This window comes from Bradyrhizobium sp. CCGB12 (assembly GCF_024199845.1).
Lineage (GTDB): Bacteria > Pseudomonadota > Alphaproteobacteria > Rhizobiales > Xanthobacteraceae > Bradyrhizobium.
Window position 1 is genome coordinate 7,036,462 of record NZ_JANADO010000001.1, and the last position, 20,166, is coordinate 7,056,627.

General features: G+C 63.7%; 18 protein-coding genes. 11 read left to right on the forward strand and 7 right to left on the reverse strand.

What is annotated here, in order from left to right:
• Nucleotides 1-203: 203 nt before the first annotated feature.
• Complete coding sequence (locus tag NLM27_RS32160; protein ID WP_254144077.1) at nucleotides 204-1,241, forward strand: IS110 family transposase; 1,038 nt, start codon at nucleotides 204-206, stop codon at nucleotides 1,239-1,241.
• A 351-nt stretch (nucleotides 1,242-1,592) separates the two neighbouring features.
• Here the strand turns inward: NLM27_RS32160 and hppD are convergent, their stop codons facing one another.
• Nucleotides 1,593-2,708 (reverse strand): 4-hydroxyphenylpyruvate dioxygenase, encoded by a 1,116-nt coding sequence (gene hppD / locus NLM27_RS32165; protein ID WP_254147097.1) that lies wholly within the window; start codon nucleotides 2,706-2,708, stop codon nucleotides 1,593-1,595.
• A 121-nt stretch (nucleotides 2,709-2,829) separates the two neighbouring features.
• On the opposite strand from hppD, the gene NLM27_RS32170 reads away from it, so the two are divergent.
• Entirely contained in the window at nucleotides 2,830-3,309 is a 480-nt protein-coding gene (locus NLM27_RS32170) for an Lrp/AsnC family transcriptional regulator (protein WP_254147098.1), read from the forward strand.
• Between the two features lie 72 nt (nucleotides 3,310-3,381).
• Nucleotides 3,382-3,693: a DUF1272 domain-containing protein gene (locus tag NLM27_RS32175; RefSeq protein WP_254147099.1), complete on the forward strand. Its 312-nt coding sequence runs from the start codon at nucleotides 3,382-3,384 to the stop codon at nucleotides 3,691-3,693.
• A gap of 122 nt (nucleotides 3,694-3,815) precedes the next feature.
• Here NLM27_RS32175 and fahA read toward each other — a convergent pair whose 3' ends face one another.
• The 5 genes from fahA to NLM27_RS32200 form a co-directional block, all read right to left on the reverse strand.
• Nucleotides 3,816-5,090 (reverse strand): fumarylacetoacetase, encoded by a 1,275-nt coding sequence (gene fahA, locus NLM27_RS32180; protein WP_254147100.1) that lies wholly within the window; start codon nucleotides 5,088-5,090, stop codon nucleotides 3,816-3,818.
• A 179-nt stretch (nucleotides 5,091-5,269) separates the two neighbouring features.
• Nucleotides 5,270-6,616, reverse strand: coding sequence for a homogentisate 1,2-dioxygenase (gene hmgA, locus NLM27_RS32185; RefSeq protein WP_254147101.1), 1,347 nt, complete (start codon nucleotides 6,614-6,616; stop codon nucleotides 5,270-5,272).
• A 2-nt stretch (nucleotides 6,617-6,618) separates the two neighbouring features.
• Nucleotides 6,619-7,575 carry an MBL fold metallo-hydrolase gene (locus tag NLM27_RS32190; RefSeq protein WP_254147102.1) on the reverse strand — a complete coding sequence of 319 codons (957 nt, stop codon included), beginning with the start codon at nucleotides 7,573-7,575 and terminating at the stop codon, nucleotides 6,619-6,621.
• Nucleotides 7,576-7,611: 36 nt separating this feature from the next.
• Nucleotides 7,612-7,836, reverse strand: coding sequence for a DUF2783 domain-containing protein (locus tag NLM27_RS32195; RefSeq protein ID WP_254147103.1), 225 nt, complete (start codon nucleotides 7,834-7,836; stop codon nucleotides 7,612-7,614).
• Nucleotides 7,837-7,844: 8 nt separating this feature from the next.
• Nucleotides 7,845-9,458: an FAD-dependent oxidoreductase gene (locus NLM27_RS32200; RefSeq protein ID WP_254147104.1), complete on the reverse strand. Its 1,614-nt coding sequence runs from the start codon at nucleotides 9,456-9,458 to the stop codon at nucleotides 7,845-7,847.
• Nucleotides 9,459-9,568: 110 nt separating this feature from the next.
• Here NLM27_RS32200 and NLM27_RS32205 point away from each other — a divergent pair, with 110 nt between their 5' ends.
• The 3 genes from NLM27_RS32205 (at nucleotide 9,569) to NLM27_RS32215 (ending at nucleotide 12,245) form a co-directional block, all read left to right on the forward strand.
• Nucleotides 9,569-10,111, forward strand: a complete 543-nt coding sequence (locus NLM27_RS32205; RefSeq protein WP_254147105.1) for a MarR family winged helix-turn-helix transcriptional regulator — start codon at nucleotides 9,569-9,571, stop codon at nucleotides 10,109-10,111.
• A gap of 212 nt (nucleotides 10,112-10,323) precedes the next feature.
• Nucleotides 10,324-11,067: a methyltransferase domain-containing protein gene (locus tag NLM27_RS32210; protein ID WP_254147106.1), complete on the forward strand. Its 744-nt coding sequence runs from the start codon at nucleotides 10,324-10,326 to the stop codon at nucleotides 11,065-11,067.
• Between the two features lie 203 nt (nucleotides 11,068-11,270).
• Nucleotides 11,271-12,245, forward strand: a complete 975-nt coding sequence (locus NLM27_RS32215; RefSeq protein ID WP_254147107.1) for an ABC transporter substrate-binding protein — start codon at nucleotides 11,271-11,273, stop codon at nucleotides 12,243-12,245.
• Nucleotides 12,246-12,378: 133 nt separating this feature from the next.
• Here NLM27_RS32215 and NLM27_RS32220 read toward each other — a convergent pair whose 3' ends face one another.
• Nucleotides 12,379-13,185: an N-acyl homoserine lactonase family protein gene (locus tag NLM27_RS32220; RefSeq protein WP_254147108.1), complete on the reverse strand. Its 807-nt coding sequence runs from the start codon at nucleotides 13,183-13,185 to the stop codon at nucleotides 12,379-12,381.
• Here NLM27_RS32220 and NLM27_RS32225 point away from each other — a divergent pair.
• The 5 genes from NLM27_RS32225 (at nucleotide 13,184) to NLM27_RS32245 (ending at nucleotide 20,159) form a co-directional block, all read left to right on the forward strand.
• Nucleotides 13,184-13,468, forward strand: coding sequence for a hypothetical protein (locus NLM27_RS32225; protein ID WP_254147109.1), 285 nt, complete (start codon nucleotides 13,184-13,186; stop codon nucleotides 13,466-13,468). The two genes, NLM27_RS32220 and NLM27_RS32225, sit on opposite strands and share 2 nt — an antisense overlap.
• A gap of 98 nt (nucleotides 13,469-13,566) precedes the next feature.
• Entirely contained in the window at nucleotides 13,567-15,096 is a 1,530-nt protein-coding gene (locus NLM27_RS32230; RefSeq protein WP_254147110.1) for a caspase family protein, read from the forward strand.
• Between the two features lie 145 nt (nucleotides 15,097-15,241).
• On the forward strand, nucleotides 15,242-15,913 hold the full coding sequence (locus tag NLM27_RS32235) for an OmpA family protein (RefSeq protein WP_254147111.1): 672 nt from the start codon (nucleotides 15,242-15,244) through the stop codon (nucleotides 15,911-15,913).
• A 158-nt stretch (nucleotides 15,914-16,071) separates the two neighbouring features.
• Complete coding sequence (locus NLM27_RS32240; protein WP_254147112.1) at nucleotides 16,072-17,001, forward strand: efflux RND transporter periplasmic adaptor subunit; 930 nt, start codon at nucleotides 16,072-16,074, stop codon at nucleotides 16,999-17,001.
• Nucleotides 17,001-20,159 carry an efflux RND transporter permease subunit gene (locus NLM27_RS32245; protein WP_254147113.1) on the forward strand — a complete coding sequence of 1,053 codons (3,159 nt, stop codon included), beginning with the start codon at nucleotides 17,001-17,003 and terminating at the stop codon, nucleotides 20,157-20,159. The genes NLM27_RS32240 and NLM27_RS32245 overlap by 1 nt, the downstream gene beginning before the upstream one ends.
• Nucleotides 20,160-20,166: the final 7 nt, after the last annotated feature.

Consider the following 20,166-nt stretch of genomic DNA (forward strand, 5'->3'; position numbering starts at 1 on the left):
CGCTTCAATCTCCGCCGTCGTCCCGGACAAGCGAGCGTAGCGAGCGCTGATCCGGGACCCATACCCACAGGGAGTGGTTTGGCGAAGACTCGTGGTTGTCAGCTCACGCTGCCACACAATCCGGTGGTGATGGGGTGGACGGCCCCCTACGGCATCAGTGTGCCAGAATGAGGTTGTCACACACTCATTCACAGGAGCCGTCCGTGGGTCAGATTATCCGCATTGGAATGGATACGTCGAAGTATATTTTCCAGCTCCATGGCGTTGACGCCTCCGAGCAGGTCGTGTTGCGCAAGCGGCTCAGCCGCAAGGCGATGCTGGAGTTTTTTGCCAAGCTGCCGCCGACGGTGGTCGTGATCGAGGCTTGCGGGGCCGCCCACCACTTGGCACGCGAGCTCGGCCGGCTGGGACACACGTTCAAGCTGATTGCGCCGCAGCTGGTGAAGCCCTACGTGCCGCGCAACAAGAACGACGGGCGCGATGCGGAAGGGCTGTGCGAGGCGGCGAGCCGGCCGCGGATGCGGTATGTGGCGGTGAAGACGGCGGAGCAGCAGGCTGCACTGATGCTGCTGGGCGTCCGCGAGCAATTGGTCGCGCGTCGCACGCAACTCTCCAACACGATCCGCGGGCATGCGGCGGAGTTCGGTCTGATCGCGGCCAAGGGGCTGGACAAGCTCGCCGCGTTCCTGGCGGCGATCAGCCAGGACGAAGGCGTGCCGGCGCTGGCCCGCGAGCTGTTTGCGATGCTGGCTCGCCAATATGACCAGGTGCAGGTCGAGCTGAAGGCGGTCGAGGCCAAGCTGCTGGCCTGGCACCGGGCCGATGCCACGAGCCGGCGATTGGCGCAGATCCCGGGGATCGGTCCGGTCACGGCGGCGGCGCTGGTGATGAAGGCGCCCGACCCACACGCCTTCCGCTCGGGGCGGCTGTTCGCAGCCTGGCTCGGCCTGACGCCCAAGGACCATTCCACTGCGGGAAAGACCCGGCTCGGCAAGATCACCCGGGCAGGTGATGAGAGGCTACGTCAGCTGCTGGTGGTCGGGGCAACCTCGGTGGTGAAGATGGCCAAAACCCGAGATCGCGGGCCTCGCTGGCTGATCGAGCTGTTGAAGCGCAAGACGCCGAAGCTGGCCGCAGTGGCGCTGGCCAACAAGATGGCTCGCATCGCCTGGAAACTGATGACCACGGGGGAAAGCTACGATAGCGCGCGGATCGATGCCCAAATGGCCGTTGCCGCGTAGTTGAGAGATTCGGCCGGCCGGCGACTTAGTCCGCCGACCGAACCGGAGCTGCAGGAGCAGAGGAGATGGTGTGATCGGTCGACCCGAGACGCGAGCAAATCCGTGGGACCCATTGGCCGAGCAAGGTCGCAGCGGTGATTGGAACTCGTGTTGCGGAAACCATCTTGGCCAGCGGCTACAAAGCTGCATCAACAGGCCGCACATATGGATGCAAGCGATCCGATCAAACCTCACAAAGCTCTTGTGCCACGGGGGCCGTCCACATATGGGTCCCGGATCTACGCGCGCTTGAGGCGCGCTTGTCCGGGACGACAGCTTTGCTTGAAGCGGGACCGTACCAAACACGACGATCTACGCCGCATCCACCTTCAGCACGCCGCGCCGGATCTGATCCTCCTCGATCGATTCGAACAGGGCCTTGAAGTTGCCCTCGCCGAAACCATCATCGCCCTTGCGCTCGATGAACTCGAAGAAGATCGGACCGATCGCGTTGGCCGAGAAGATCTGCAGCAGAACCTTGGTCTGGCCGCCTTCGACCACGCCTTCGCCGTCGATCAGGATGCCGTTCTTCTGCAAGCGTGGGAGGTCCTCGCCGTGCTTGGGCAGACGCGCATCGATCCGCTCGAAATAGGTCTCCGGCGGCGACGGCATGAAGGGCAGGCCGGCTTCGCGCAGGCCTTCGATGGTGCGGTAGATGTCACGGCAGCCGCAGGCGATGTGCTGGATGCCCTCGCCGCGATAGGTCTTCAGATATTCCTCGATCTGACCGGAATCGCCGGCGTCCTCGTTGATCGGAATACGGATCTTGCCATCCGGGCTGGTCAACGCGCGCGAGAACAGGCCGGAGGCTCGGCCCTCGATGTCGAAGAAGCGGATCTGGCGGAAGTTGAACAGCTTTTCGTAGAAGCCGGCCCAGACATCCATGCGGCCGCGATGGACGTTGTGGGTGAGGTGATCGAGATAGAACAGCCCGGCGCCATGCGGGCGCGGATCGCGCGCGCCGAGCCATTCGAACTCGGCGTCATAGGCCGAGCCCTTGGCGCCGTAGCGATCGACGAGATACAGCAGGCTGCCGCCGATGCCCTTGATGGCGGGGACGTCGAGCGTCTTCTGCGCCGACGGCACGTCGGCGGGCTCGGCGCCGAGGGCGATCGCGCGGTCATAGGCCGCCTTCGCGTCGACCACGCGGAACGCCATCGACGGCGCACAGGGGCCGTGCGCGGCGACGAAGTCGTAGCCGTGGGTGCCGGGTTCCTCGTTGACGAGGTAGTTGATATCGCCCTGGCGATAGACCGTGATCTTCTTGGTCTTGTGGCGCGCGACGGGCGCATAGCCCATCAGCTTGAACAGCGCGTGCAGCTCGTCCGGATTGGGATGGGCATATTCGACGAACTCGAACCCGTCAGTGCCCATCGGATTGTCGGCGCTAACAGTGGCCGGCGGTGCATCGTGCGGAAACGGACCCATGGTGCTCTCCCAAATTGCTGCTAGGAGGAACTATCCTTCATGGAGCGCGCAATGAGCGTGCAAACGGGATGCGATTTCGCTATCTTGCGCACAATCCGTGCACGAAATGGGCGAAATACGCATGATCTCAGTCGACACCTTCGACCTCAAGATCCTGACCGCGCTTCAGGACGACGGCCGCCTCACCAATCAGGAGCTCGCCGATCTCGCAGGCCTCTCGGCTTCGCAATGCTCGCGCCGGAGGATGCGGCTGGAGGAGGAGAAGGTGATATCGGGCTATCACGCCGATCTCTCCAGCGAGGCGCTCGGCTTCGGCGTCATCGCCTTCATCCAGGTGGGGCTTGCGACGCATTCGCCGGACAATTCAAAACGCTTCCGCGCCCTCGTTGGCCGCATCGACGAGATCCAGGAGGCGTATTCGCTGACGGGCGACGCCGATTACGTGCTCAAGGCGGTGCTGCGTGACCTCAAGGGACTCTCCAACCTCGTCAACGACGTCCTGATGCCGCACCAGAGCGTGGCGCATGTCCGCTCCTCGATCGTGCTCGACAAGCTCAAGGAAAGCTCAAAGCTGCCGTTGAAGGATTTGAAGGCTGGCTGAAATCGAGGGAACTACGGCCTTCGCCCTTGAGGTGCCGTCTGCGATGATCAAGCCAATCCGGGAGATCGAGCCATGGCCCTCCAGCTTCGACCGAACTGCGAATATTGCGATTGCGACCTGCCACCTGACGCAACCGACGCGCGGATCTGTTCATACGAATGCACGTTCTGCGCGGACTGCGTAGAGACAAAGCTATCGAACGTCTGCCCGAACTGCGGCGGCGGTTTTGCGCCACGCCCGATCAGGCCGACGCAGGAATGGCGGTCGGGCGTGTGCACCAGCAAGCAGGCGCCGTCCGACAAGCGGGTGCATTTGAAGTACAGCGTGGAGGATGTCGCGGCGCATTGCGCGCGGGTGCGCGATGTGCCGCCGGAGAGGCGGTGAACTGCATCCCCACCGTCATTGCGAGGAGCCCTTGCGACGAAGCAATCCAGACTGCCGCCGCGGGAAGATTCTGGATTGCTTCGCTGCGCTCGCAATGACGGAGGTTGTGGCATCGATGGAGGCTACTCCGCCGCCAAAATCGTCCCCTCGACCTCACCGAACCCGACGCGATAGCCGCTGCCCTGGCACCAGCCGCGCATCACGAGGCTGTCGCCATCTTCCAGGAATGACCGCTTGGCGCCGCCGGGCAATTCCACCGGCTCGGTGCCGTTCCAACTGATCTCAAGCAAGCTGCCGCGCTGATCCTTCTCCGGGCCTGAGATGGTGCCGCTCCCCAGGAGATCACCGACATTCATGGCGCAGCCGCTGGAGGCATGGTGCATCAGTTGCTGCACCGAGGACCAGTACATGTATTTGAAATTGGTGCGGCTGATGCTGGCAGGCGCATTGGCGCCGGCGGCGCGCAAGGACACGTCGAGTTCCAGATCGTAGTTCTGCGGTTTCGTCTGCTTGAGATAATCGAGCGGCACCGGCTCCTGCTCCGGCCCGTTCAGGCGGAATGGCTCAAGCGCCTCGCGCGTCACCACCCACGGGCTGATCGAGGTCGCGAACGCCTTGGCCAGGAACGGGCCGAGCGGCACATATTCCCATTGCTGGATGTCGCGCGCGCTCCAGTCGTTGAGCAGCACGAAGCCGAAGATCATCTCCTCGGCTTGGCTCTCGCTCAACATGCCGCCCATCGGCGAGGGCTGGCCGATCACGACGCCTATCTCCAGCTCGAAATCGAGCCGCTTGCATGGCCCGAAACTCGGCACGTCGACATTCGGCGGCTTGAGTTGCCCACGCGGCCGCTTCACCTTGGTGCCGGAGACGACGACGGTGGAGGCGCGGCCGTTATAGGCGATCGGCATGTGCAGCCAGTTCGGCTGCAACGCATTATCCTTGCCGCGGAACATCACGCCGACATTGGTGGCGTGCTCCCTGGACGAATAGAAATCGGTGTAGCCGGAAACCGCGAACGGCAGATGCAGCTTTGCATCGCGCATCGGCACCAGAGCCTGCTTGCGCAGCTCCTCGTTGTCGCGCAGCTCCGGATGATCGTGGCGCAAGAGCTCGCTGATCCGCGCCCGCGTCTTCGTCCAGACTTTTGGCCCGAGCACCATGAACGGATTGAGCGACGGTCCGGAGAATACGCCGAGCGGACCGACGTCCAGCCGGGAGTCCTGCTCGAGCTCCCAGAGATCGAGCACGTAGTTTCCGATCGCCACACCAACCCGTGGCGTCGGATTGGCCGCGGTCGAGAACACGCCATAGGGCAGGTTCTGGATCGGGAAGTCGGAGGCGGAATCGACCTCGATGAAGGAGCGGAGGCTGGGGTCGTTGGGGTGAGTTGTCATTGCTGGCTCGATTCTTTCTTCCTTCTCCCCTTGTGGGAGAAGGTGGCGCGAAGCGCCGGATGAGGGGTTCTATCCGCATGTCCGACTGAGAGAGGCTCGCTCGCGGAGGCAGACCCCTCACCCGTCTCGCCGCTACGCGGCGAGCCACCCTCTCCCACAAGGGGAGAGGGTGAGGAACTCTACGGCTTATTCGGATCGAACCGCTTCTCGAGACCCTTCCAGCAATCCGCGTAATCATCCTGCAGCGCGGACGACTTCGCGGCATGCTCCGTGACGCGCTGCGGATAACGCGTCTCGAACATGAAAGCCATGGTGCCGGTCAGCTTCACCGGCTTCAGCTCGACGTTGCTGGCGTGCTCGAAGGCGTCGCGGTCCGGGCCATGCGGCAGCATGCAATTATGCAAGCTGATGCCGCCGGGGACGAAGCCTTGCGGCTTGGCGTCGTAGACACCATAGATCAGGCCCATGAACTCGCTCATGATGTTCATGTGATACCAGGGCGGACGGAAGGTGTTGTCGGCGACCATCCAGCGCTCGGGGAAGATGACGAAGTCGATATTCGCGGTGCCTGCGGTCTCCGACGGCGAGGTCAGCACCGTGAAGATCGAGGGATCGGGATGGTCGAAGCCGATCGCGCCGACCGGCGAGAAGGTCCGCAGATCGTATTTGTAGGGCGCGTAATTGCCGTGCCACGCGACGACGTCGATCGGTGAATGGGCTAGCTGCGTCTTGAACAACGACCCGCCCCATTTCACGAACAGCTCGGTCGGCGTGTCCTTGTCCTCGTAATTCGCGACCGGCGTCAGGAAGTCGCGCGCATTGGCGAGGCAGTTGGCCCCGATCGGTCCGCGCTCCGGCAGCGTGAAGGCGCCGCCATAGTTCTCGCAGAGATAGCCGCGCGCCGGCCCGTTCGGAATCTCGACGCGGAACTTGACGCCGCGCGGGATCACCACGATCTCGCCGGGCTCGGCATCGATGCGGCCGAACTCGGTGACGACGCGCAGATTGCCCTGCTGCAGCACGAACATGAGCTCGCCGTCGGCATTGTAGAAGTGCTGGTCCACCATCGATTTGGTGATGAGGTAGACATGCGCGGCCATGCCGGCCTGCGTGTTGACGTCACCGGCGGTCGTCATGGTCTGCACGCCCTGGACAAAGGTGACCTCGTCCTTCGGCAGCGGCGTCGGATCCCAGCGCAGCTGCGCGATCGGCAGATCGTATTCATGGCACGGCGCCGAGCGCCACAGGCCGGCATCGACCTTCTCGAAGCGACCGGAATGCTTCACCGAAGGACGGATGCGATAGAGCCAGGAGCGCTCATTGGTGCCGCGCGGCGCGGTGAAGGGCGAACCTGAGAGCTGTTCGGCATAGAGGCCATAGGCGCAGCGCTGCGGTGAATTACGTCCGATCGGCAGCGCGCCCGGCAGCGCCTCCGTCTCAAAGCTGTTGCCGAAGCCGGACATGTAGCCCGGCGTGACCTGGGCCGAGCTCCGAACGATCTGATCAGGCGAGGTATTGATGTTCATGACTATCCTCCTCCTTGCAAGTTCGCCCACATTTCCTGGTCGCGCTTGTCGGTCCAGATCACGGGATCGTCGATGCCCGACGCTTCGTCATAGGCCCGCGACACGTTGAACGGCAGGCAGTGCTCGTAAATGGCGAAGCTGTGGAACTTCGGATCCATCACTTCGCGCGTCGCCGCCATCGATTCCTTCAGCGTGCGCCCCTTGGCGACGGAGATCTCGGCTGCGCCATAGAGCGAGGTGACGAAGTCGCGCGTCATCGCGATGGCTTCGCGCACCGTGGCAATGCCTTTCAGCGCATCACCGCGGCCCGGCGCGATTGCCTTGGGATTGAAGTTGCGGATCTCGTTCAGCGTTAGCGGCCATTCGCGCAAATGCGCATCGCCGCAATAGCAGGCCGAATGATATTCGATGAGATCGCCGGAGAACATCACCTCAGCATCCGGCACCCAGGCGACGATATCGCCGGAGGTGTGGCCGGCGCCAAGCTGCATCAGCCGCACCTCGCGTTTTCCGAGATAGATCGACATCTCGCCTTCGAAGGTCAGCGTCGGCCAGGTCAGTCCGGGGATGCTCTGCGCATCCTCGAACAGGCGCGGAAAGCGGCCGTATTCGGAATCCCAATCCTGCTGTCCGCGCTCCGCGATCAGGCGATGGGTCTCCTGCGAGGCGACGATGCCCTGCGCCTTGTAGGCGGAGGCGCCCAGCACGCGCACCGCGTGATAATGCGACAGCACGACGTATTTGATCGGCTTGTCGGTAACGGTTTGGACGCGCTCGATCACCTTGTTGGCCATCGCCGGCGTCGATTGCGCGTCGAACACGAGGCAACCATCATCGCCGACGATGATGGCGGTGTTCGGATCGCCCTCCGCGGTGAAGGCATAGAGATCGGTGCCGATCTCGGAAAAAGTGATCTTCTTCTCGGAGAGATCGCCGGTGGATGCGAAGTTCTTCGCCATCAGTTCATCCTCAAGTCTTTGCTTCAAGCTCTGGGGTTATTGTTGTTGCTGTTGTTGCTGCTGGCCGTCGATCATGCGGCGTTTCGCCAGCCCGATCGCTTCGCGCAGCACATCGATGTCGCCGATGTGATTGGCGAGGATCAACACCAGCGCTGCGTCGAAATCGGCGCTCTGCTCGTCGGTGAGACCGCGATGCGCCTCGACGACGGCGCGAAAGGCATCGTCGGGTCGCGCGAAATTGGAGCTGGTGGAGAGCGGCATGCGAAACCTCAATTCAAGCCTGCTGCCCGCGACAGTGCCGCGGCGATCGCCGCACCCGTCGGATGGCGGAAGCGTGCGGCAACGTAGCCATCGGGCCTGAGCAGATAAGCGGCGCCCGGCTCGGCGTCGTAGCGCTTTGCGACCAGGCCTGAGGGATCGGCAAGCCCGCTCTCGCCGCCAATGCGGATATCCCTGACGCCATCGGGGACATCGATCGCTGCACCATTGCTGAACGACAGCAAGGTGAAGTCCGTTCCACCGTTGCGGAATGCATCCGTGAGATAGGCCTGCTCGCCCGCACGCATCGCAACCGGCGCGTCCAGCATGGAGCAGCCGGGCGATGGTCCCCCACGCCACGCATCTCCATCGCGCGATGACAGCGGCGAATCGTAGCTGCACGGCACCGACAGCCGGCCGCCATTGACCATGCGCTTGCCGAACTCGGTCTCCTTGGCCAGCGACAGCACCGCCTTGCGCAACCGGGCCTCCTGATGCGAGTTCGGCGCCATGAAATCGGTCGAGCGGGTGGATTCGCGGATGTTCTCGTCGGCCGCCATACTGCGCTCGGCGTGGTAGCTCTCGAGCAGGCTCGCGGGAGAAGTCCCCCGCAGCACGCGGTCAAGCTTCCAGGACAGGTTTTCGGCGTCCTCGAGTCCCGAGTTCGCGCCGCGCGCACCGAACGGCGAGACCTGATGCGCGGAATCGCCGGCAAAAATCACGCGGCCATGGATGAAGCGGTCCATCCGCCGGCACTGGAATTTGTACAGCGAGATCCACTCGAACTCGAACTTGTCGTGGCCGAGCATGCGCGCGATCCGCGGCCGCACGTTTTCCGGCTTCTTCTCGACGATCGGATCGGCATGGCGATTGAGCTGGAGGTCGATGCGCCAGACGTCGTCTGGCTGCCGGTGCAAAAGCGCCGAGCGGCCCGCATGAAACGGCGGGTCGAACCAGAACCAGCGCTCGGTCGGGAATTCCGCCGTCATCTTGACGTCGGCGATCAGGAACTGGTCCTCGAACACCTGGCCGGCAAATTCCGCGCCCACCATCTGTCGCACCGAGGACCGTGCGCCGTCGCAGGCGATGACATATTGTGCGTGCAGGCGATAGGCGCCCTCGGGCGTTTCGATCGTGAGCGCAACGGCATCGTTGCGCTGTTCCAGCGCCGTCACCTTGTTGCGCCAGCGCAGATCGATCGCAGGCAGATCGCCGATGCGATCGACCAGATAGGCCTCGGCGTAATATTGCTGGAGGTTGATGAAGGCCGGTCGCTTATGACCATCCTCGGGCAGGAGATTGAACTGGTAGAGCTGGGACTCGCCGTGAAAAATCCGGCCGACGCTCCACACCACGCCCTTGTCGACCATGCGGTCGCCGACGCCGAGCCGGTCCCAATATTCCAGCGACCGCTTCGAAAAGCAGATCGCGCGCGAGCCTTCGCCGATGCGATCGGCATCGTCCAGGAGCACCACTTGCTGGCCGCGCTGGGCGAGGTCGATCGCCAGCGACAACCCGACCGGCCCCGCCCCGACGACCACGACCGGATGCGCGGCCGGGTCCTTGCCGGGACGATCCTGATCGGGGTGGCGTCGATAGCCGAACTGGGATTTGGCCTGGGCCATGCACTAACCTCGGCTCTGGTCAGAGGAGGACTGATCTGCTAGATAGTCTCACGTGCAACTATTTTGGACCGGAGCCGGCCGGCCGTCAACTGGAATTCGGAGCGCTCTTCTTGGCAAGGACATCCAGCGACATCGCGCTGACGACACGGCAAGCCGACGAGCCTTCATCGCGGCCCAAGCCTCGGCTCGACCTGTTCAAGTTCGTTCCATTCCGGCTCAATCGGCTTGCGGCCGAAGTGAGTTCCGCGCTCGCGGTCGAGTATCAGGAGCGCCACGGCCTCGACATCCCGGCATGGCGCGTGATCGCCACGCTCGGCTTCCGCAACGATGCCTGCAGCGCGCAGTACATCTCGCAATGTACCCGCACGCATAAATCGACCATCAGCCGCGCGGTCACCACTCTGCTCAATGAGGACCTGATCGAGCGGGTCGAAAATGAAGCCGACCGCCGCGAATTCCGCCTGCAGCTGACGAAGAAGGGCCGCGCGCTCTACGAAGAGCTGTTTCCGCAGTTGCTGCGGCGGGAAGACGAGATCCTCGCCTGCCTCTCGGCGCAGGAGCGCAAGCAGCTCGAAGCCCTGCTCGGCAAGATCGAGCAGAGTCTCGACCTGATCCAGACCAGCGAAGAAGCCGACGCGAAGCAGGCGTATTAGGGCGTGTACTTTTTGACTTATAAAGGCGCAGACGTCGGCTTTGGAGGTTGATGGAAATTGCTCTCAGGCGCGAATGGCGGGCGTAAGCGCGAGGCGCACGGATGGAGTTGCCTGCTACACTGAACCTCGTTGACATGACGGTGGGCCCATATTTGGAGCTCACCAAACCTGGACGACTGCGCCTAGACCGGCTGAGAAAGCTTGGTAGGTCCGTGACGGCACTGGCTCATGCAGCGACGCTACTTGTGGCATTTGCCGCAACTCGCGCATACGCCGCTGACATAGGTTATCTGGCTCCCCCCGGGGTCGCTGCAAACGAGTTTCCCTCACCGCAGCGCCCTGTTGCTCGGATTGTCAGCCCACGCCGCTCGGCCGAAGAGCACCGTGACGCCCTCAATGAGGCCGGTCAAATCGCGCGTGTTCTAGAACTGAAACCAGGCACGACAGTCGGCGACATTGGTGCAGGCGGTGGCTACCACACGGTCAGGCTCTCGCGCCTCGTCGGACCCGCCGGCACTGTCGTTGCCCAGGACGTCACGCGGGATTACCTCATCGAGCTCGTCAAGCGAACAGAACTTCTGAAGTTGACGAACGTGCAATTCGCGCTCGGCGAACCACACGATCCGCGTCTGCCCGCTTCCTCGCTGGATGCCGCAATCCTCGTGCACATGTATCATGAGATAGCCCAACCCTATGCCTTCCTCTACAATCTCGCGCCCGCCTTGAAGCAAGGTGCGCGGGTCGGAATTGTCGACCTTGAGCTTCCGACGTCGAAGCATGGCACGCCAATTAAGCTCTTGCGCTGCGAATTGACCGCCGTCGGCTATCGCGAGGTCGCCACACATAAGCTCGCCGGGGACGGAGGATACCTGGCGGTATTCTCTCCGCCGGAGATAGCGGGTCGAAAATCTCCCCGCGATATCGTTCCTTGTGGGGATCCTGCCGGCACTCGCTGACACCACGCTCACCGCCCGTCTCAGAAGTTGAACATGTCCGAAGACGAGGACAGACCGGAAGTCGCCGGCTGAGGCTCAAGCCACTTTTTTGGACCCCATTTCGGACATTTGGACGCAGCGACCGGGCCGATCGTTCTCATTCGCTGTCCCGTCTTGAAATGCTAGACTTTGACGTGGGCGAGGCGTTTTCCATTGGGGGTCCAATGAGACGGCGCGATTTCATGCCCCTTGTCTGCGGCGCGGTCGTGGCGTTGCCGCTTGCAGCGCTGGCCCAGAAAGCGGGACAGACCTATCGCCTTGGTTGCTTGTCTCCGCATCCTCGCGATATTGGGTTTAACGTACGTTTTTTCGACAACCTGCGGCGTGCTGGTTTCATTGATGGCCGAAACCTCACGATTGATTACCGCGCCTTTGCACCTCATATCGATCTGATTTCACAACTCGCGGCGGAGCTGATCATAGCCCGACCCGATGTCATCTATGCTGCTTCAGGGCCAGCAGTTCACGCCGTAAAGCAGGCAACAAAGAGTATTCCCATCGTTGGGATCACGGACGATATGGTCGGAGAGGGAATGGTAGAATCGTTCACCCGGCCCAATGGCAATGTCACGGGGATCAGCATTTTTGGCGCTGAGCTTGACGGCATGCGACAGGATCTCCTGATCGAAGCCGTGCCTGGGATTCGCCGCATGGCGGCTCTCGCCGATACCAGCCAGTTTATAACTGAGGCGAAGGCTCGCGCTTTGCAAGAGGCGGCGCGCGCACGCAACGTCGAGCTTTCAATCTATCGTATCACCAGAGCTGAGGAGATTGCAGCGACTATCGATAAGGCACAGGCATCGGGGGCCACGGCGCTGAATGTTCTTAGTTCCGGGATGCTCGACGGCAATGGTCCGCTGATTATCGAACGAGTTGCAGCACTGCGCTTTCCAACCATGTATCAGTGGGGAGTGCGGGCCGAGCAAGGTGGCTTTATCGGCTACGGCCCATCGTCCGATCACTTGGCAGACCTTACTGCCCGATTTGCGGCGAGCCTTTTGCGCGGCACGAAGCCTGCCGATCTGCCCGTCGAACAGCCGACGAAATTCGAGCTGGTAATCAACCTCAAAACCGCCAGGGCGATGGGTGTTACGGTTCCGGAGGTCTTGTTGGCGCGCGCTGACAAGGTGATCGAATAACAACGTGTCACTTCCGCTGATGGCCCGACTCGGACCCCGGCGATGCTCGTTTGCGCGCGGCTTTCAGGAGGACATTAGCCCCCTGATCTGAGCCGCACTTAGGATTGATAGTACACGCCTCAGCTCGCTTCCATCACTTCGCAAACGACCGTGACGGCGGCAGATGCAGCGCCCAGGCATCGACCTTGTCGCTGGCGCGCGGATAGATCTCCGTCACGATCGGATCATGCCCGGGAATGAACCGGTCGGGGTGACCCGCGAGGCGCTCGATCGTGTCCCAGCCCTGCGCCATGTCGCCGACATTGTAGACGATCGGGAACGGGCTCTTGCGCTGGAGATTGGCGTAGTAATGCGCGGCATCGGAGGCCAGCACCACCGGCCCGCGCGCGGTCTCGACCCTGACCACCTGCAAGCCGTCGGAATGGCCGCCGACGCGATGCACGGTCACGCCGGGTGCGACCTCGCCGTCGCCGGAATAGAAGGTGACGCGCTCGCCGTAGACATGCCGCACCATCAGCGTGACGTGCTCGACCGAGAACGGATGGCGCAAGAGGCCGTTGCACATGCAGCGCCCGGTCGCGTAGGCCATCTCGCGCTCCTGGAGATGGAAGCGCGCCTGCGGGAAGCGATCGAGATTGCCGGCATGGTCGTAATGCAGATGCGTCACGATGATGTCGGCAATGGCTGACGCCGCGACACCGAAGCGCTCCAGCGCATCGACCGGATTGAGCGTCAGCTTGCGCGCCCGCGCGCTCGCCTCCTCGGCATTGAAGCCGGTATCGACCAGGATGTCGCGGCCGTGCCCTCGGATCAGCCAGACGAAATAATCGAGGTCCTGCGCCGCGCTGTCATGCGGATCGGGCGCGAGGAAGTTCATGTGGGGCGTGCGCGGCGACATCGTCGCATAGCGCAGTGCGTAGATCTCGTAGACGTTTCCCATGACGCTGCTCTTTGCTTTTCTTTTTTCCGAGTGGACCTGCGGGGACGAGCCAGCGCACCAAGCCATTGTCCGCCGCAAAGGTCAAACACCTGAGGTTGCGGCGACCGCGGTTCTGCAATGTGAGACCAATCACATTTTCGCCGCCCTGACTCTCCTAACCTCCTGCCGACAGGTCGCGCCGGAACGCATCGAGCACAACCATGACAACCCCTTCATTCCCCTCGCGCAGTGCCCATGCCTTGCGGTCGATCGTTCCGATAAAGTCGAATCTCCAAGCGGTTGACGCCCCCCGTCCCCGGTTTGATAATGCTTGGAGCGTAAGTTAAGGTCGCCGCGGCGCAAAGCTGGGAACGGCGCCTTTTTGGCTGGACCGCGCTGATTATGAAAATTCGCTTCCTTCTTCTGCTGCCCCTGCTTATCTCGTTGATCCCGACGGCTCCATCGCTTGCGGCTGGCGACCGCTTTGCGCTGGTCATCGGCAACGCCAAATATCCGGATGCGGATGCGCCGCTGAAGGAACCGATCAACGATGCGCGCGACGTCGCCGACGAGCTCAAGCGCGACGGCTTTTCCGTCGAGATCGGCGAGAACCTGACCGGCGACGGCATGCGCCGCGCCTTCGACAAGCTCTACGGGAAGATCAAGCCGGGCTCGGTAGCGCTGGTGTTCTTCAGCGGCTTCGGCATCCAGTCCGCGCGTCAGAGCTACATGCTGCCGATCGATGCGCAGATCTGGACCGAATCCGACGTGCGCCGCGACGGTTTCAGCCTGGAGACCGTGCTCGGCGAGCTCAACACCCGCGGCGCCGGCGTCAAGATCGCCCTGGTCGACGCCTCCAGGCGCAACCCGTTCGAGCGGCGGTTCCGCAGCTTCTCGGCCGGCTTGACCCCGGTCATCGCGCCGAACGGCACCCTGGTGATGTATTCGGCGGCGCTGGCCTCGGTGGTCTCGGACGCCGGCGGCGAGCACAGCCTGTTCGTCCGGGAACTGCTGAAGGAAATCCGCGTCCCCGACCTGATGGCCGAGGAGACGCTGAACCGCACCAAGATGGGCGTCACCCGCGCCTCGCGCGGCGAGCAGGTGCCGTGGATATCCTCTTCATTGGCCGAAGATTTCTCGTTCATCCCGGGGGCCGGCGGATCGCGTCCGTCAACCCCGCCGCCGCCCGCTCCGCCGGCCGTGGTCGCCAACAACCCGCCCCCGGTACCAGCCGCGCCACCGACACCGCCTCCGCCGCCGAAGCCGGCCGACACGGTTGCGGCTCCTGCACCTCCTCCTCCGCCGGCGCCTGCACCGGCCCCCTCGCCGAAGCCGCAGGTCGAGGCCGCCCTGCCGCCACCGCCGCCGCCCGCGAAACCGGCTGATCCCGGTCCCGCGCCGAGCACGGACAGCGGGCCGAGCCCCGCCGTCCTGGCCGACGACCCCACGATCAAGAGCCTGACGGCCAAGATTGCCGCCAATCCTGACGACGTGAACGCGCTGTACCGGCGTGGCCAGGTCTATGCCAGCAAGGGCGCCTACAACCTCGCCATCAAGGATTTCGACGATACGCTCCGGATCAACTCGAAGGACGTCGAGGCGCTGAACAATCGCTGCTGGACCCGCACCGTGGTCGGCGATCTCCAGGCCGCGCTCAAGGATTGCAACGAGGCGCTGCGGCTGCGGCCGAACTTCGTCGATGCGCTGGACAGCCGCGGGCTCGTCAACCTGAAATCGGGAGCGGTCAAGAATGCCATCGCCGATTTCGACGCGGCCCTGAAGATCAATCCGCGCCTGACCTCCTCGCTCTACGGACGCGGCCTCGCCAAGCAGCGCAACGGTTCCGCCCAGGAAGGGGCGCTGGACATTGCCAATGCCAAGGCGATGGATCCGAACATCGTTCAGGAGTTCGCAAGCTACGGAGTGCGTTGATATTTTTTTGAAGTGAGGCAAGAGGCGCCTCGAACCTTGAACAGCCCAAGGAAGACTAATGGGCGGATGCCGCAAGCGGCCTTTCGCAAGGGCTCATTGCAGGAATTTGGAAACGCGCGAGCTGGCTGCGCAGGAGGGACTGGCTATGGGACTGGCTGCAAAGGGACTGACCGCGATCCTGTCCGTCATCACCGTCGGCGCCGCTCTGTCGCTGCCAGCCTCGTTCGCCTTCGCGGGCGAACAAAGCAACAGCAAGAACGTCACCGAGGACGAGATCGTCCGCGCGCTCGCGCCGCCGGCGAAGAAGCCTCTGACCCGCGGGCTCTCGATCGCTCCGCCGGCTGACCCCGCGCCGAACGCCGCGGAGACCAAGCTGATCCAATCCGTGCGCGGCCGCTCGACGCGCTCGCTGTCGTCGACGGAGCGCGAGGAAATTGCCTCCGCCGCCAAGGACAAGCCGAACATCGATCTCGAGATCACGTTCGACTACAATTCCGCCAATATCAGCGCCAAGTCGATGCCATCAGTGCAAGCGCTCGGTCGCGCGCTGACCAGCCCCGACCTGAAGGGCTCGACCTTCGTGGTCGCCGGTCACACCGACGCCGCCGGCGGCGAAGCCTACAACCAGGACCTGTCGGAGCGCCGCGCGGATTCGATCAAGCGCTACCTCGTCGACAAGTACAGCATCTCGGCAACCGACCTCGTCACCGTCGGCTACGGCAAGAGCAAGCTGAAGGACCCGAACCAGCCGATGGCGGAGGTCAACCGCCGCGTGCAGGTCGTCAACATGGAAAACAAGACCACCGCATCGAAGTGAGCACGACGCAATCCTTTGCAGTGACACATCGTGATGTGGGGTAACGTCTCGCTTCCAAAGCGGGTCCCGCAGCCTTGCGGGACGCCGCTTTATTTCAGGGAAACGCTCTCTTGGGGCCTCGCGCGGATGGCCGTGAGCCAGGCCAGGATGATCCGGCGATGAACTTCACCGACTATCTCAAGCCTGCCGGAACTGTGGTGTTCGTCGTTGCGCTCGGCGTCGGCTATTATCTGTTCGAGCATCGGCATCGCCCTGAGAAGAAGGAAACACCGGGCGAGGCGCTCGTCATCGTGACGAAGTCGACCAATGCCTGCTTCTCCGACCTCGTACGGGTGACCGGCTTCTTCGTGCCGCGCCGCGAGGCCGTGGTCGTCGCCGACCAGGAGGGATCCAGGGTCACCGACCTCTTTGTCACCGAGGGCATCCTCGTCACCGACAACCAGGAGCTGGCGCGCCTGACCCCACCGCCGCAGATTCCGGGCCAGCAGCAGCGACCCGGCCCACAGGGCCCGATTTCGTTGAAGGCGCCCGCGCCGGGCCTCATCACCGAAGTCCGCACCATCGTCGGCGCGCCGGCCTCGCCGCAGGCCGGCCCGATGTTCCGCATCGCCGTCAACAACGAGATCGAGCTCGACGCCCAGGTCCCGGCGGTGCACATGCCCAAGCTCAACTCCGGCGCGACCGTGCGCATCAGCCGCGACGACGCGCCCGACTTGATCGGCCGGGTCCGGCTGGTTGCACCTGAAATCGACCGCACGACCCAGCTCGGACGCGTCCGCATCAGCGTCACCAACAATCCCTCGCTGAAAGTCGGCGTCTTCGCCCGCGCCTCGATCGACGCCAAGCGCAGCTGCGGCGTTTCGATCCCCAAGACCGCGATCGACCATCTCACCGTGCAGGTCGTCAAAGGCAATATCGTCGAGACGCGCAAGGTGCGGGTCGGACTGTCGTCTGACAGCGCCACGGAAATCCTGGAAGGGCTCGAGGTCGGCGAGATCGTCGTGGCCGACGCCGGCTCTTCGCTCCATGACGGCGACCAGATCAAAACCATGTTCGCCGATGAACTCGATCGCACGCGGGTACGCTGATGGCTCTCAATATCTCGGCATGGTCGATCCGCAATCCGCTGCCGTCGGTCGTCTTCTCGATCATCCTGCTGATTCTCGGCTGGGTCTCCTTCACCAAGCTCGCCGTGACGCGACTGCCGTCGGCCGACATTCCCGTGATCTCGGTCGTGGTTTCGCAGTTCGGCGCTGCGCCCGCCGAACTTGAATCGCAGGTCACGAAGACGGTCGAAGACGCCGTCTCCGGCGTCGAGGGCGTGCGGCACATCACGTCCTCGATCACCGACGGCGTGTCAGTGACCACGATCCAGTTCGCGCTGGAAACCAACACCGACCGCGCCCTCAACGACGTCAAGGACGCGGTGACGCGCGTGCGCTCCAACCTGCCGCAGAACGTCACCGAGCCGCTGATCCAGCGCGTCGACGTGATCGGCCTGCCGATCGTCACCTACGCCGCGATCTCGCCCGGCAAGACGCCGGAGCAGCTCTCCTATTTCGTCGACGACGTGGTCAAGCGCGCGCTGCAAGGCGTCCGCGGCGTCGCCCAGGTCGAGCGCATCGGCGGTGTCGAGCGCGAGATCCTGGTCTCGCTCGACCCGGACCGTTTGCAGGCCATGGGCCTGACCGCCGTCAATGTCAGCCAGAGCCTGCGCGGCACCAATGTCGACGTCGCCGGCGGCCGCGCCGAGATCGGCAAGAACGACCAGGCGATCCGCACGCTCGCGGGTGCCAAGACGCTGGGCGACCTCGCCGGCACGATGATCCCGCTGTTCGGCGGCGGCGAGGTCCGGCTCGACGATCTCGGCACTGTCACCGACACCATCGCCGACCGCCGCACCTTCGCCCGCTTCAACGGCGAGCCCATCGTCGCGCTCGGCATCAAGCGCTCCAAGGGCGCCAGCGACGTGAAGGTGGCCGAGGCCGTGCAGAAGCGCATCGATGCGCTCAAGGCCGCCTATCCCGACGTCGACCTGAAGGTGATCGACACCTCGGTCGAATACACCAACGGCAATTACCACGCGGCGATTTCGACGCTGTTCGAAGGCGCCATCCTCGCCGTCATCATCGTGCTGTTGTTCCTGCGCGACCTGCGCGCCACCATCATCGCCGCGATCTCGCTGCCATTGTCGATCTTCCCGGCATTCTGGGCGATGGACCTGCTCGGCTTCTCGCTCAACCTCGTCAGCTTCCTCGCCATCACGCTGTCGACGGGTATTCTCGTCGACGACGCCATCGTCGAGATCGAGAACATCGTCCGGCACATGAACATGGGCAAGTCGCCCTATCGTGCCGCGCTCGAGGCCGCCGACGAGATCGGCCTCGCGGTGATCGCGATTTCGCTGACGATCATCGCGATCTTCGCCCCCGCGAGCTTCATGTCGGGCATCGCCGGACAGTTCTTCAAGCAGTTCGGCATCACCGTCTCGGTGCAGGTGTTCTTCTCGCTGCTCGCGGCGCGCTTCGTCACGCCGGTGCTGGCCGCCTACTTCCTCAAGCACCATGCGCATGAGGAGCCGCCCCCCGGCCGCGTGCTGCGGTCCTACCACCGGATGGTGGCCTGGTCGGTGAAGCACCACTACATCACGGTGCTGATCGGCCTCGGCGTCTTCGCCGCCTCGATCTGGAGCATCACGCTGCTGCCGCAGGGCTTCCTGCCGGCGCAGGACAGCGCACGCTCACTGCTCGCCCTCGAGCTGCCGCCGGGCACTCAGCTCGCCTACACCGAAAAGGTCACCGAGGACATCGTCGCGCGCCTGCGCAAACGGCCCGAGGTGAAGAGCATCTTCGTCGACGGCGGGCGCGTTCCGCCGGGCACCCAGGAAGTCCGGCGCGCATCTCTGATCATCAACTACACGCCCAAGGACGACCGCGACATCACCCAGCGCGAGCTCGAATCCTCGATCAGCCAGGAACTGGAGAACATTCCCGACATCCGCTTCTGGTTCCTCGACGAGAACGGCCTGCGCGCCATCTCGCTGGTCGTGACCGGCGTCGACGCCAACATCGTCAACAACTTCGCGAGCGAGCTCGCGACGCAGATGAAGCGGATTCCGACCATCTCCAACGTGATCTCGGAAACCACGCTGGAGCGGCCCGAGCTGCGCGTCGAACCGCGGGCCGATCTCGCCGCACGACTCGGGGTCTCGACGGAAAGCCTGTCACAGACCATCCGCGTCGCCACCATCGGCGACGTCGGTCCCGCGCTCGCCAAGTTCGACGTCGGCGACCGCCTGGTGCCGATCCGCGTGCAGCTCGAGGACGCCGCGCGCGGCAATCTCAAGACACTCGAGCAGCTCCGCGTGCCGCTCGGCGAGCGCGGCGAGAAGGGCGGCGTGCCGCTCTCGGTCATCGCCGACGTCAAGCTCGACCAGGGTCCGACCAGCATCAATCGCTACGATCGCGAACGGCAGGCGACCGTCGCCGCCGACCTCGTCGGCTCGGCCGCGCTCGGCGACGCCACCAAGAAGATCTACGACCTGCCGGTGATGAAGAGCCGGCCGAAAGGCGTGAAGGTCTCGCCCTCCGGCGACGCCGAAAGCCTCAACGAGCTGTCCGACGGCTTCGCCACCGCGATCACGGCGGGCCTGATGATGGTCTACGCCGTGCTGGTGCTGCTATTCGGTACCTTCCTCCAGCCGATCACCATCCTGTTCTCGCTGCCGCTCTCGATCGGCGGCGCGATCGCCGCCCTGCTCGTCACCGGCAAGCAGCTCACCACGCCGGTGTGGATCGGCATCCTGATGCTGATGGGCATCGTCACCAAGAACGCGATCATGCTGGTGGAGTTCGCGATCGAAGCGATTCGCGACGGCAAGCCGCGCGAGGAAGCCATGATCGACGCCGGCATGAAGCGCGCCCGCCCGATCGTGATGACCACGATCGCGATGGCCGCGGGCATGATGCCGAGTGCGCTCGCGGTCGGTGCCGGCGGCGAATTCCGCTCGCCGATGGCGCTCGCGGTGATCGGCGGCCTGATCTTCTCGACCATCCTGTCGCTGGTGTTCGTGCCTGCGATGTTCATGGTGATGGACGATTTCGGCGCCTTGATCTGGCGATTCGCCAAGCGGCTGATCGTGCACAGCGAGGATGCGGAGGTTGACGGTCATCACGGAGCAGCACCAGCGGGTGCCAGTCCGGCGGCAACGCCACCAAAGAACGTGGTGCACCCTGCGGCCGAGTGAACCGGCG

What these genes read in the sequence shown, in the direction of transcription:
- hppD (WP_254147097.1), bottom strand. Translation starts at nt 2,708, where the DNA reads ATGGGTCCGTTTCCGCACGATGCACCGCCGGCCACTGTTAGCGCCGAC.
- NLM27_RS32170 (WP_254147098.1), top strand. Translation starts at nt 2,830, where the DNA reads ATGATCTCAGTCGACACCTTCGACCTCAAGATCCTGACCGCGCTTCAG.
- NLM27_RS32175 (WP_254147099.1), top strand. Translation starts at nt 3,382, where the DNA reads ATGGCCCTCCAGCTTCGACCGAACTGCGAATATTGCGATTGCGACCTG.
- fahA (WP_254147100.1), bottom strand. Translation starts at nt 5,090, where the DNA reads ATGACAACTCACCCCAACGACCCCAGCCTCCGCTCCTTCATCGAGGTC.
- hmgA (WP_254147101.1), bottom strand. Translation starts at nt 6,616, where the DNA reads ATGAACATCAATACCTCGCCTGATCAGATCGTTCGGAGCTCGGCCCAG.
- NLM27_RS32190 (WP_254147102.1), bottom strand. Translation starts at nt 7,575, where the DNA reads ATGGCGAAGAACTTCGCATCCACCGGCGATCTCTCCGAGAAGAAGATC.
- NLM27_RS32195 (WP_254147103.1), bottom strand. Translation starts at nt 7,836, where the DNA reads ATGCCGCTCTCCACCAGCTCCAATTTCGCGCGACCCGACGATGCCTTT.
- NLM27_RS32200 (WP_254147104.1), bottom strand. Translation starts at nt 9,458, where the DNA reads ATGGCCCAGGCCAAATCCCAGTTCGGCTATCGACGCCACCCCGATCAG.
- NLM27_RS32215 (WP_254147107.1), top strand. Translation starts at nt 11,271, where the DNA reads ATGAGACGGCGCGATTTCATGCCCCTTGTCTGCGGCGCGGTCGTGGCG.
- NLM27_RS32225 (WP_254147109.1), top strand. Translation starts at nt 13,184, where the DNA reads ATGACGCTGCTCTTTGCTTTTCTTTTTTCCGAGTGGACCTGCGGGGAC.
- NLM27_RS32220 (WP_254147108.1), bottom strand. Translation starts at nt 13,185, where the DNA reads ATGGGAAACGTCTACGAGATCTACGCACTGCGCTATGCGACGATGTCG.
- NLM27_RS32230 (WP_254147110.1), top strand. Translation starts at nt 13,567, where the DNA reads ATGAAAATTCGCTTCCTTCTTCTGCTGCCCCTGCTTATCTCGTTGATC.
- NLM27_RS32235 (WP_254147111.1), top strand. Translation starts at nt 15,242, where the DNA reads ATGGGACTGGCTGCAAAGGGACTGACCGCGATCCTGTCCGTCATCACC.
- NLM27_RS32240 (WP_254147112.1), top strand. Translation starts at nt 16,072, where the DNA reads ATGAACTTCACCGACTATCTCAAGCCTGCCGGAACTGTGGTGTTCGTC.
- NLM27_RS32245 (WP_254147113.1), top strand. Translation starts at nt 17,001, where the DNA reads ATGGCTCTCAATATCTCGGCATGGTCGATCCGCAATCCGCTGCCGTCG.